Origin of the sequence: Neobacillus drentensis (assembly GCF_036965645.1) — a bacterium.
Classification (GTDB): Bacteria; Bacillota; Bacilli; order Bacillales; family Cytobacillaceae; genus Neobacillus; species Neobacillus drentensis_D.
The window spans coordinates 25,405-37,465 of the sequence record NZ_JBALPZ010000051.1 but is presented as its reverse complement, the minus strand read 5'-3'; the positions used below and the strand labels follow the sequence as shown (position 1 = coordinate 37,465).

13 protein-coding genes, 1 pseudogene and 1 riboswitch are annotated in these 12,061 nt (G+C 40.8%); of the genes and pseudogenes, 9 read left to right on the top strand and 5 right to left on the bottom strand.

What is annotated here, in order from left to right; all coding sequences use genetic code 11:
* Positions 1-107: 107 nt before the first annotated feature.
* Positions 108-986 (top strand): 3-hydroxy-5-phosphonooxypentane-2,4-dione thiolase, encoded by an 879-nt coding sequence (gene lsrF / locus V7266_RS10655; RefSeq protein WP_335467867.1) that lies wholly within the window; start codon positions 108-110, stop codon positions 984-986.
* A gap of 132 nt (positions 987-1,118) precedes the next feature.
* Here the strand turns inward: lsrF and V7266_RS10650 are convergent, their stop codons facing one another.
* Positions 1,119-1,352: a hypothetical protein gene (locus V7266_RS10650; RefSeq protein WP_335467866.1), complete on the bottom strand. Its 234-nt coding sequence runs from the start codon at positions 1,350-1,352 to the stop codon at positions 1,119-1,121.
* Between the two features lie 270 nt (positions 1,353-1,622).
* Here V7266_RS10650 and V7266_RS10645 point away from each other — a divergent pair, with 270 nt between their 5' ends.
* Complete coding sequence (locus V7266_RS10645; RefSeq protein WP_335467865.1) at positions 1,623-1,811, top strand: hypothetical protein; 189 nt, start codon at positions 1,623-1,625, stop codon at positions 1,809-1,811.
* Positions 1,812-1,916: 105 nt separating this feature from the next.
* Here V7266_RS10645 and V7266_RS10640 read toward each other — a convergent pair whose 3' ends face one another.
* Complete coding sequence (locus tag V7266_RS10640; RefSeq protein ID WP_335467864.1) at positions 1,917-2,243, bottom strand: winged helix-turn-helix transcriptional regulator; 327 nt, start codon at positions 2,241-2,243, stop codon at positions 1,917-1,919.
* A gap of 165 nt (positions 2,244-2,408) precedes the next feature.
* On the opposite strand from V7266_RS10640, the gene V7266_RS10635 reads away from it, so the two are divergent.
* Genes V7266_RS10635 through V7266_RS10620 form a run of 4 tightly spaced genes read left to right on the top strand, consistent with a single transcriptional unit; the run spans position 2,409 to position 5,901 of the window.
* Positions 2,409-3,335 carry an aldo/keto reductase gene (locus V7266_RS10635; RefSeq protein ID WP_335467863.1) on the top strand — a complete coding sequence of 309 codons (927 nt, stop codon included), beginning with the start codon at positions 2,409-2,411 and terminating at the stop codon, positions 3,333-3,335.
* A 15-nt stretch (positions 3,336-3,350) separates the two neighbouring features.
* Positions 3,351-4,196: an NAD-dependent epimerase/dehydratase family protein gene (locus tag V7266_RS10630; RefSeq protein WP_335467862.1), complete on the top strand. Its 846-nt coding sequence runs from the start codon at positions 3,351-3,353 to the stop codon at positions 4,194-4,196.
* Positions 4,197-4,232: 36 nt separating this feature from the next.
* The gene (locus tag V7266_RS10625) at positions 4,233-5,072 is read left to right on the top strand and encodes an aldo/keto reductase (RefSeq protein ID WP_335467861.1); all 840 of its coding nucleotides are present in this window, start codon (positions 4,233-4,235) and stop codon (positions 5,070-5,072) included.
* Positions 5,073-5,088: 16 nt separating this feature from the next.
* Positions 5,089-5,901, top strand: coding sequence for an SDR family oxidoreductase (locus tag V7266_RS10620; protein ID WP_335467860.1), 813 nt, complete (start codon positions 5,089-5,091; stop codon positions 5,899-5,901).
* A gap of 60 nt (positions 5,902-5,961) precedes the next feature.
* Here the strand turns inward: V7266_RS10620 and V7266_RS10615 are convergent, their stop codons facing one another.
* Positions 5,962-6,099, bottom strand: a complete 138-nt coding sequence (locus tag V7266_RS10615) for a YvrJ family protein (protein ID WP_335467859.1) — start codon at positions 6,097-6,099, stop codon at positions 5,962-5,964.
* A gap of 66 nt (positions 6,100-6,165) precedes the next feature.
* Between V7266_RS10615 and V7266_RS30870 the strand changes: the two are divergent.
* Positions 6,166-6,276 (top strand): annotated as a pseudogene (locus V7266_RS30870) (SH3 domain-containing protein); the annotation flags it as partial.
* A gap of 189 nt (positions 6,277-6,465) precedes the next feature.
* Positions 6,466-6,549: riboswitch (cyclic di-GMP riboswitch) on the top strand.
* Between the two features lie 42 nt (positions 6,550-6,591).
* Complete coding sequence (locus tag V7266_RS10610) at positions 6,592-6,840, top strand: hypothetical protein (protein ID WP_335467858.1); 249 nt, start codon at positions 6,592-6,594, stop codon at positions 6,838-6,840.
* 127 nt (positions 6,841-6,967) lie between these two features.
* Here V7266_RS10610 and V7266_RS10605 read toward each other — a convergent pair whose 3' ends face one another.
* Positions 6,968-7,849 (bottom strand): processed acidic surface protein, encoded by an 882-nt coding sequence (locus V7266_RS10605; RefSeq protein ID WP_335467857.1) that lies wholly within the window; start codon positions 7,847-7,849, stop codon positions 6,968-6,970.
* Positions 7,850-8,074: 225 nt separating this feature from the next.
* Between V7266_RS10605 and V7266_RS10600 the strand changes: the two genes are divergently transcribed.
* On the top strand, positions 8,075-10,273 hold the full coding sequence (locus tag V7266_RS10600) for an MMPL family transporter (RefSeq protein WP_335467856.1): 2,199 nt from the start codon (positions 8,075-8,077) through the stop codon (positions 10,271-10,273).
* Between the two features lie 145 nt (positions 10,274-10,418).
* On the opposite strand, the gene V7266_RS10595 is transcribed toward V7266_RS10600, so the two are convergent.
* On the bottom strand, positions 10,419-12,059 hold the full coding sequence (locus tag V7266_RS10595; protein ID WP_335467855.1) for a flavin-containing monooxygenase: 1,641 nt from the start codon (positions 12,057-12,059) through the stop codon (positions 10,419-10,421).
* Between the last annotated feature and the right edge of the window lie 2 nt (positions 12,060-12,061).

Sequence of the window (12,061 nt, the reverse complement as noted above, 5' to 3'; positions counted from 1 at the left end):
CCAAGTGCGCGGAATCAATCAAGTAAGCGTGCCCCCGCGGAAAGCCGCCTGGAACGGAAAGCAACATTCAAGGTTAATAGAGTACCTGTTATAAAGGAGTGGAAGAAATGGCAGATACACATGGCAACAAAAATGCAAAGGACTTTTCCGAGAGTATACCGTTTGCGAACAATGGGAATTACCACGTAAAAGGGGCAAACCATCTTGATTGGGGAATGAAGGATCGGTTATCCAGAATCTTTAACCCGGACACTGGTAAAACCGTCATGTTAGCGTTCGATCATGGTTATTTCATGGGACCTACTTCAGGGCTAGAAAGATTAGATTTGCTTATTCCTAGGTTGGCCCATTATGCCGATTGTTTAATGGGGACTAGAGGGGCGATTCGAAGCAGTGTCCCGCCGACCTTTAATAAAGCAATTGCCTTACGGGCTTCCTCTGGTTCCAGTGTGCTCCAAGATGACCTGAGTCATGAATCCATGGTCGTTGATATAGAAGATGCTATTAAGATGAATGCAAGTGCAATCGCAATACAAACCTTTATTGGCTCTGATGGACAGAAGGAAACCATTGAAGAGTTAAACCGTGCTGTTAACCTTGGCTCAAGATATTCCATTCCCACACTGGGTGTCGTAGCCGTTGGGAAACAAATGGAGCGCACCACTAGCTTTTTCTTGTTAGCTACAAGAATGCTGGCTGAATTTGGTGCACAAATTGTAAAAACCTATTATTGCGAGGACTTTGAAAAAGTTGCCTCAGCTTGCCCAGTTCCATTAGTCGTGGCAGGTGGTAAGAAATTACCAGAAAAAGATGCCCTGACTCTAGCCTACAACTCGATCCAAGGTGGAGCAGCTGGTGTCGATATGGGAAGGAATATATTTCAATCCGAACACCCTGAAGAAATAATTCAAGCCGTTGGTAAGGTTGTTCATGAAGGGTTTACAGATAAAGAGGCCTTTGAGTTTTACCAGCATCTCACAAACTAGAATCATAGGGACGGTTCTGGCGCTTTTTTAGATAGTATCAGAACTAAGCTTAATGAAGGTATGTTGCTAAGTAAAGCTTCTACTTTTGAGTAGGAGCTTTACAATAAAAAAGACGACAAAATATTGTCGCCCCTAACATTGTCTTTCGATATCTTTTAATTCTTGAAGAAAGTCTTCTCGTACCCAATAATATGTTTTGGATTGTTTAAAAGCCTTAATACATTCTTTTAACTGTATATTCTCATCCATTGAGGTTGTCAATGTTTCTGACGACAAGTTGTTAGGTACTCTGTTTAGTAATCTTTTTAAATTTTCATGTGTTACCGGATCCAGTTTAGAAAAAGTAACTTCTAAAGCAATTTCCATGAATGTCTTAAACCTACAGGGGCTTGGAATGACTATACATGTCTGCATTGAAATCTCCTCCTCCTAATGCTTTGTTCTAGCATAACAGGAAGTGGACAAGAAGTTTGTTTTTTTATGGTAAAAAGTATAAATGATTTTGTCGTATGGGGACGGTTCTCATGCTTCCTTGTACTTATTGAGCATTTCCTTATTCAAATAAGTTTCATTCTGTTTAATTCCGCTTTACTTTTTGCAATATTTTGATAAGATAGCAAAAAGGCGGTGATATGTATGTCCATAAATGTAATTGAACTCCTTGGAGCACCGTATGAAAGCTTGGTTGATGCACAGGTTGATAAGAGCCCAAGTGAAGTGGTGGTAACCGAAACCGAAGAGACGTTTTATATCGTAGAACGTGAGGTTTATGATACCCAGTTAGTGTCACAAGGATATAAAATCGTAGTAGAAGAAGGAGAGTAAACCTCTCCTTTTTGTATGGGTGCCCAGCAAGCCTTTAATGAAAGCCTTAGATAATAAAAAGTTAAGGAGAGAGTTTCTCGCAAGGAGTGCCCTGATCGAGTAATACTACGCCCAGTAAGACCCCCAGTATTTCATTTCTTTTATAATGGTATGTAAGGATTGTCCTTTTTCAGTAAGTGTATATTCTACTGTTACGGGTACTGTCGCGTGAACAGTCCGAATTAAAACACCGTTGGATTCTAGATGTCTTAGCGTATCGGTTAAGGCCTTTGGACTTATCTTGGAAATAGCCTTTTGTAATTCTCCAAACCTCTTTTTTCCTTCGAATAACTCTTTTAATACGAGAAAAGACCATTTTCCCCCAATGACACTAAGTGCTTTTTCAATGGAACATTCAATCTCTAAGGGTGCCGTTTCCTTTACTTCACACATAGACTACCTCTTTCTAATTTATAGTAACTATAAATTTCATAGTAATTAACATATAGGTTATTATATCAAAAATATTTCAGTGGTTGTTGTTCCAAAAAAGAAAACGTATACTTTTTTTTGTAAGGGTTTTTATCGTACATATTGAAGGAGAGGGAGATGAAACAAATGAAATACCGTAAACTTGGAAAAACGGATTTAAACGTTTCGGTTGTTGGAATCGGTACTTGGCAATATGGCGGCGAATGGGGAAAAGACTTCACACAAAAAGAAGTGGATGAAATCTTAGACAAGGCCAAGGAAATGGGAATTAATTTGATTGATACAGCCGAATGTTACGGTGATCACCTTTCTGAAAAATTTATTGGTAATTACTTAAAAAATCAAAAAAGGGAGGATTGGATCGTCGCAACAAAGTTCGGCCACCATTTCCATGAATCCTTTACCCGGACCAATCATTGGTCTGCTGGGGAAGTAGTGAAGCAATTGGACGATTCTTTAAGAGCTCTTCAAACAGACTATGTAGACCTCTATCAATTTCACTCCGGCGGAGATGATGTCTTTCAAAATGAAGAATTATGGACGGTTTTGGACAAGCAGATCGAGGCAGGAAAAATCCGTCATCTAGGAATATCAATCGGTTCGAACGAGAATATCTACCAAACGGACTTAGCAACGGAAGTAAATGCCGGTGTGATTCAGGTTGTGTACAACCGGTTAAACCGTAAACCTGAGGAAAAAGTTTTTCCTTCCTGTGAACGGCAAAATCTTGGTGTCCTAGCTCGGGTTCCATTAGCCAGCGGATATTTAAGCGGCAAATATAAGCCAGGTACAGTATTTGGTCAAAACGATGTTCGGAATAACCATGAACAAAGTGAAGTGTTCAAACAGCTTAAACTGGTTGAAGAAATTCAGCGAAATGAAGTCCCAGAAGGAGTCAATATGGCTCAATGGGCGCTTGCATGGTGCCTAAAGCATCCAGCTGTTACGAGTGTCATCCCTGGATGTAAAAATGTAGAACAAGTTGAATTAAATGCACGGGCTTCCGACTTAGAATTGGTATCCGATCAGCATCCACAAGCTGTGGAAGTATAAATAGGGGGTATTAACATGCCGAAAGTAGTGGTAACAGGTGGGAGTGGCCTTCTTGGACCAGATGTGATAAGAGAATTTTTAAATCATGGTTATGAAGTGGTTAATGCTGATATGAAGCATCCAAAAGAAGCGCTTTGTCAAACCGTGATTACAGACTTAACCAATCTTGGTGAAGTGTATGGTGTCTTAGCAGGGGCCGATGCGGTTGTCCATCTGGCAGCTATACCCGTTGCCTACTCTCATCCAAACGAAGTAACCTTCCAAAATAATGTGATGAGTACCTATAATATTTTAGAAGCGGCAGGGAGTTTAGGGATTAAAAAGGCGGTGATATCCTCGAGTGAATCGTCCTATGGCCTTTGTTTTTCTAGGCAAAATTTAGCACCCAAATATGTACCAATCGATGAGGAACATCCACAGCTGCCTGAAGACAGCTATGGGTTATCGAAAATTGTCAATGAGAAAACGGCTGATATGATTCACCAAAGAACGGGTATGCAGGTTGTATCTATGAGATTAGGAAATGTCATCAGCCCTGCGATGTATAAAAATTTCCCTAGTTTTATACATAAGCCAGAATTACGAAAAACGATTCTTTGGAGCTACATTGACACAAGAGACGCTGCATCTGCTTATCGTTTAGCAGTTGAAACAGACGGACTAGGTTCGGTTCCACTATGTATTGCAGCGGATGATTCAAGTATGGATATAGAGAGCACGCTGCTTATGGAAACATGTTTTCCAGAAGTGAAAGATTTCCGCAGTGATTTGTCAGGATTTCAATCGATGTTAAGTAACAAAAAGGCTAAAAAACTATTAAATTGGCAGCCTGTTCATCAGTGGAGAAATTATGCGTTATAATGACTATTTTTTAAAAAATATGAAGGAGGAGTTAAGATGACAAATGGGTTACTAAGTACTACTACATTAAATAATGGTGTAAAAATGCCTTGGCTTGGATTCGGTGTTTTCAAAGTGCAAGAAGGAGAGGAAGTCGTAAATTCAGTCAAGACTGCCCTTGAGGTCGGTTATAGAAGCATTGATACGGCGGCTATTTATCGAAATGAAGAGGGAGTAGGGAAGGCGATAGCTGAATCGAACGTACCTCGTGAAGAGTTATTTGTAACAACTAAGGTCTGGAACGGCGATCAAGGCTATGAATCTTCCTTGGCGGCTTTTGAAACAAGCTTGAACAAATTAGGTTTAGACTATTTAGACCTTTATTTAATTCACTGGCCAGTACCTTCTAAAGGATTATATCTTGAAACATGGAAGGCCCTTGAGAAACTTTATAAAGAAGGGCGCGTCCGTGCCATTGGAGTCAGTAATTTTAATGTTAACCATCTCGAAGACCTTCTTGCCAACTGTGAAATTAAACCGATGGTCAACCAAGTGGAATACCACCCTGTTTTTAATCAACAGGAATTACGTGATTTTTGTCAAAAGAATGAAATCCAGCTTGAAGCATGGTCTCCGCTTATGCAGGGCAGTCTGCTTAACGACCCAGTCTTGGTGGAGATTGCGAACAAATACAATAAGTCTACTGCCCAAGTGATCCTGCGCTGGGATATCCAAACAGGCGTGGTGACGATTCCAAAATCAATCAAACCACATCGGATTGCGGAAAATGTGGATATCTTTGATTTTGAACTTACACAAGATGATCTACAGCAAATCAGCACGCTTAACCAGAATAAGCGTCAGTTCGGTGACCCTGAAGTGGTCGGCAGAGATTAATAGGAGGGAACTCTAAGTGGAAAAGCAAGTAGTCGTCATAACAGGTGCAACAAGAGGAATCGGCCGTAACATTGCTTTATTTTTTGCGGAAAAAGGCTTTTCCGTGGTTGGAACTGGCAGAGATTCCGAGAGATTAAAAGAAGTTCAAACTGAGCTTGAGAAAATTTCTCCAGATCATTCGATGTTCGCTATGGATGTCACAAAGCAAGCGGATGTTCAACAAGTAGTAGAAAATGTATTGGGGAAATATGGACGAATTGATGTTTGGATTAATAATGCCGGTGCGTTCATGGCTATTGGTCCTACCTGGGAAGTGAAACAGGAAGATTGGATTAATGATGTCTCTACGAACCTATTTGGAACGTTTCACTGTGTCCAAGCGGTGGTTCCTGTTATGTTGGACCAAAGGTTTGGAAGGATCATTAATCTGGTCGGCGGCGGAACGATTGGTGCTTTTAAATATGGTAATGGCTATGGAACCTCCAAAACAGCGATTGCCAGATTAACAGAGAACCTAGTGGAGGAATTAGCGGAAACTCCGGTCAAAGTATTTGCCTTAGATCCAGGCTTAAACGATACAGACATGACTCGTTACCAGCGATATACAGATGTCGGACAAAAATATTTAACTGAAATCGAGTCCCTATTCGAGCAAAACATAGATGTACCGCCGCATCAAGCACCACAATTTGCCTATTACATGGCGGCAGGGGAACTAGATGAGTATGTCGGCCGAGTCGTCTCCGTTTATGATGATTTAAAGCAATTAAAAACAGCTGCGGCTAACGCCAGTGATTCCGACTTCTATAAATTACGGTTAAAGAAATAAGTTCAAGAAGCATGGGGACGGTTCTCATGCTTCTTTTTCTGTTACTTTTCTCCAGCTTCATTATGCCTTCATTCGGTCGGGTAGATTTTGTATCGATTGGACCACTAGATCTAACTTTGACTCAATCCGGTAAAGCAGATAGAGGGTCACGACAATAGGGAATCCTACTTTGCTAATGAATGGTATGATTTGTTCCACGAGTCTTCACTCCTTTCCCAAAGGTTTCAGCTCCGAAGCACAAGAACCGTCCCCGTGCTTCCGCTGGGATGTACTTCCACTTCAGAAACGAATGTTGTCAGCATCTTGAAATGGTTGGACCCTAGTAAGAGTCCAGTTATCATCCAAACTCCAATTCAGGAGCTAAATAAATACTAACTCTCCTTGGAGAAACAAGAAGCCAACAGAGTTCTGTTGGTTTTTTTAAAATAATGGTTTGAAATGAAGAAAAAGGGGGTAATTAAAAAGAATATTCTATTCTTGAAGAATAAGTCAGACTGATCTGAATCGGACAAGTCGACATAAATCGACAAAATTTTTAAAAAACCTTATAATTAAGTTAGGATCATACGATAAAGGCAAAATCATTGAAAAATGATGACGCAAAACTATAGGGGCTAAAGTCTTTGACCATGCCAGCCAGTTACCGAAATCTATGCCTCTGTATGGTTCACAAAGAACGGGAGGTAAATCATGACTAACAAGGTTAACACGGAGTATTTGTTGGCAAAACAGAGTAACGCATCTGAATGGTATGAACCAAAAAAGTCAAAAAATGCACTTAAAATTAAGTCCAGCATTCTTTTAGTTTGGTATCAATTTCAAATGAAGTATCAGCTATTACTACTTGAAGGCTGTCTTGACCAAAATCTTAGGGGAAAAATCTTACATAAAATTGAAAAACAAAGTCAGAAATTAAATAAACTAAAGATAAAAGGATGAGTTCACTTTTAAATGAACTGTTATCCCGTTACATATAGAGCAGTCGGCCGGAAAGGTCGAATCAACCTTCTCGTTCCTGCCGATTGCCTTTTACAAAGGCCCTTCCGCGAAGTGAAGGGCTATTGTATTATTTTAAATTCTTTCGACCTTGTTCATATTTCTCTTCATGCAAATGATCTACATAATCATCTGAAATCTCACCTAAATGAAGCCAATCCTCTCCGTTGTCCACAACATCCAATGATTCAAAAAACTGTTGAGGGATCGTAAAGTCAATCAGAAGTTCCCCTGAAGTACTATAGACACTACCGGATAAATTGCCTTTTGGAGGCTCCTCCATTTTTAATAAATCCTTAAACGTTACAGGCTGGCCGTTCACCTTAAAGTTCATTTTAATTTCATACAAGGCAATGGTTTGCTCCAAAATTTGAAGCATTTCATTTAGGTCTTCGTCACTTAATTGACTAGGATCTTCGACCGTAAGGAATTTTTCCCAAAGGGTATCGTTTGTTGCGATTTGGTCAAGTTGATCTTTATTTTTTTCTTCTACTTCCGCTAAATAGTTAAAAAATCTTTCCGCTTCAGTTTCCGTAATGCCAAATTCCCCTAATGCGTTTTCGACCTCTGCCATATACTCATCGTTATTTACATAAAATTCAAGGGATGCATCCAAATCCTCTATAAATTTATAGTCATTCACGTTATCACCAAAATGGTCCATTAAATCAGCAAATTCTTTATCGGTCAGACCATATTTAGTTAATAGCTCCTGAAAATTTTGCGCGTTAATGGGAGTACCCATGACATCTTTAAGATCTTCCACAGTGTTAAAATCATCTAATGGAATTTCATAGTAGGAAAGGTAGTCAAGTAACTCTTGTTTCGTCCATCCGATTTCCGCTAAATATTGATTCAATTCAGTTTCGGGGGGAGCTGCATTCGCTGAAGGAACATTCAATAGGAATGGCAGCGAGAGCATGAGCACTAACAAAACCTTAATACGGACCATTGGTACCCTCCTTTAATTTGGTGCATTAATAATTTACCCTGATCTGGAATACTTAGAAATAGAAATCTGCCTAATTCTTTTGGAAACTGCCCCAAGTTTACACAGAACGGCTGCAGATAAAAGGAAAGTTATGCCTTAGATGATGTTCTCCACAGTGTTCATTTTCATAAAAACGAAGGTAATGTGAAATCCTATTCACATTGGAACAAAGTGGGGGAAGATTCAATGAGAGACATTCAAGAAAAAGGTCTATTCTGGCGTTGGGGAATGAGGATGTATAGATTACGCTGGGCCGTAACTATTTTTTGGGTATTGTTATTTGTAGCTTCCGCATTCTTTGTTCCCAAACTACCTGATCGACTGAAGGATAGTGGATTAACGGCAAAGGGGAGCGAATCGGACCACGGATTTTCATTAATGAAAAAGGAACTTGGGACATCTCTGTCTACCATTACTGTGGTTTATACAAGTCGTAATCTAGATCTAACCAGCGTACAAGCTAAGAAGGACATACTGCAATCTTTAGATCCATTGAAAAAACAAAATTATGTTGAAAACATTCATTTCAATTCAACACCTCGTTTAAAAGAGGATAAGGGAATTCAGTCGATTGTTGTGGAACTAAAACTAAAGAATCAAGAGGCGCTCAACCATTTTCGAGAGATAAAGGGTCTGATGGGGAAGCCCAAGGGCATGAAGACCTTTGTGGATGGAGAAATTGCTACCATTCATGAAGTACAGCAGGCGACAAAACATGACATGGCCCATTCAGAAAAGATTGGCCTTCCGATTGCCTTACTCGTTCTATTATTTATTTTTGGGACCGTTTGGGCAGCGATTCTACCTCTGTTAGTGGGTATCATGAGTGTTTCTCTCACACTTGGAATGACTTATTATCTTACTGGATTTTATTCGCCTTCAAATTTTCTTCCCAATATCGTGATGATGCTAGGTCTTGCAATCGGTGTTGATTATGCCCTTTTTTTTGTCAGTCGTTTTCGAGAGGAATTAAAAAGACAGCCATCCGTAGAGGAAGCCGTAGCGATGGCTACACAAACAGCCGGACAATCTGTTTTCTTTTCTGGATTTGCTGTGTTAATAGGTATGTTTGGCATGCTTTTTATAAAACTCCCTATTATTTACTCGCTATGTCTGGGTGGGGTGCTTGTGGTCTTTTCAGCCATGATTCTATCAAGCACGCTTTTGCCCTCGTTATTAGGCATTATCGGCCATCGGATCGACTCTCTTAAGGTATTTGCACGTACTCAAAAGAGAATGGAAAACTCCATCATATGGGAGCGCATCGCCCTTTCTGTCATGAAACGGCCGGCCGTATTAGCCATTGTAATCAGTACCTTGTTACTATCACTTATGCTCCCTATTGTTCGTATGAAAGTCGGAGTTCCAACGGCGGAAGTATTGCCCCCATCCTATGAATCAAGAAGAGGGGCGGAATTGTTAAAAGAAAATTATGACGTACGGAAATCAAACCCGATTTTTATTATTGTGAAGACAAAAGAAAATGTCACAGAAGTATCTTCCATTCGAAGTATTAAGAAATATGAGGACAAGATACACCGATTACCTGGTGTGCTCTCGGTTCAAAGCTTTATCGATGTTCTTGGCAATCGTACACCAGAAGAAACCTTTCAACTTCTAAAGTTAAAGGGAACACATGACCGAATGATATCGGAAAGTTTATTGAATGGAAATTTCGCCCTGCTAACAGTTGTACCACTGTCAAAACCAAATTCAGCGGAAGCTTCCAAACTAGTTCACCAGATAAGAAAGGTAACAGCCAATAACTTAGGAACGCATGTTACTGGGCAAACCGCTTTGCTTGTAGATATGATGGACCGAATAAATTCAGGGTTACCAATGCTGATGATGTTTATTATCTCCGTAACGTATGTAATCCTGCTTTATGCTTTCAGATCGGTTCTCATTCCGCTTAAGGCTGTTATGATGAACGTTTTAAGTCTTGGCGCAAGTCTAGGAATCGTTGTCATTGTGTTTCAGTATGGATATCTAACGGGTTTTCTAAATATAACTTCCACTGGGTATGTTAGTATCATTATGCCTGTAACGATCTTTTGCATTGTGTTTGGGATCTCGATGGATTATGAAGTTTTTTTAATATCAAGAATTAAGGAAGAATACGATAGGTCAGGTGATAATGAAAAAAGCACCGCTACTGGGCTTCAGAAAACGGGCCGTCTGATCAGTAGTGCTGCCCTCATTTTACTAGTTGTTGTGGGTTCGTTCATTTTCACCAATATTGAAATTACCAAAGCACTAGGTGTTGGTTTATTTTGCGCCATCTTCATTGATGCAACCTTAATCAGAATTATCGTAGTCCCCGCATTAATGAAACTACTCGGTCCTGCCAACTGGTGGGCCCCCAAATGGATTGTAGGAAAGTAGAAGCATGGGGACGGTTCTCATGCTTCTTTTTTATAAGAAAAAAGAATGAATGCAGGATCTAGGCAGTGTTACTTGCTTCCTGCCACTATCCCAATAAAAAAAGGATGAAATCAAAGTGATTTCATCCTTTTTAACATATATCTCTCTAAACCACTGTGTTTGCTGCGGTGATGAAGGAAAATCCCTCATACCCCTTAGCGGCAACTTCGGTGCAACGGTCGCGGTAGGGGCCATAGCCGCCAACATAGATTTGGAATCCACGCGCTTTACCTTCAATATTAGCGCCCGTGTACCAGGATTCGGTCTTCGTATAGAGGGTCATGTCAGCTAATTCACGGCAATGCTTGCTCCAAGCTTGTTCGGCGTCTGCATTTGCCTCGATGGCAGCCATATCATGCTTTCGGAGATACTGGATACAATCCATGACCCATTCGACATGCTGCTCAATCGCAACTGGCATGTTGCCCAATACAGATGGACTTTCTGGACCCGTAATCATGAACATATTCGGGAATCCGGCTGTTGCAATTCCTAAATAGGTGCTCACCGCAGATCCATTTTCCCATTTGTCCTTGAGGGAAACATCGTCTTTGCCGCGGATATCCATTTTAAATAGGGAGCCCGTCATGCCATCATAACCGGTTGCGAAAACAATGACATCTAAATCATATTCAGCATCGGTTGTGCGAATTCCCTGGGCCGTGATCTCCTGAATTGGAGCTTTTTTTACATCGACCAAGCTGACATTTGGACGGTTATAGGTTTCAAAATAGTCAGTATCAATGATTGCTCGTTTTGTCCCGTAATAATAAGTAGGAGACAACTTTTCAGCGGTTTCTGGATCTTCTACAATTTCGTGTATTTTCGAACGGATAAACGCCGAAACGGTTTCGTTTGCGTCCTCATTTGCCAGGAGGTCAGCATAAGAAAACAATATGGCCGGACCGCCTTCCTTCCAAGCTTCCTCAAATACCTGCTGGCGAACTTCTGGTGAATCTTCAAGTGCGGAACGATCGCTCGGCGGGGTGGGCAGGCCGGCTAAGGAGGCGCGTATTGTTTTCTTTATTTCATGAAAGTTTTCTTTTGCTTGTTGAATATATTCCTTGGTGTAAGGATGGTTCCTAGCCGGAACCGTATACTGAGGTGTCCGCTGGAAAACGGTAAGGTGGGCGGCTTCCTTCGCGATCACTGGAATAGCCTGAACACCACTTGAGCCCGTACCGATGATTCCCACACGCTTTCCGGTAAAGTCTACTTTTTCGTGCGGCCAGTGTCCCGTATGGTACCAATCGCCTTTAAAGTTGTCTAAGCCCTTCATATTCGGAATATTGGCGGTGGAAATACAGCCAACCCCCGTGATAAAGTAAGTGGCTGAAATGCTTTCGCCATCTTCTGTTCGGATCATCCATCGATTAGATGATTCATCGTAGTGGGCTGATTTAATCCGGGTTTGGAATTGAATATCCTTTCGGAGGTCGAACTTATCGGCTACAAAGTTCAAATACCTTAGAATTTCTGGCTGCTCAGGGTATCGTGAAGTCCATGACCATTCCTTATATAATTCTTCAGAGAAAGTATAATTATAATAGATGCTTTCGGAGTCACAGCGTGCTCCTGGATAGTGGTTCCAATACCATACGCCTCCGACTCCGCCTGCTGCTTCATAGGCACGAGTGGAGAGACCGGCCTCCCGTAAACGGTAAAGCATATACAATCCTGAAAAGCCTGCTCCGATGACCACAGCATCGAGAGTAGTTACTTGATTTTCTTTTTTAGTAGATGGCATTT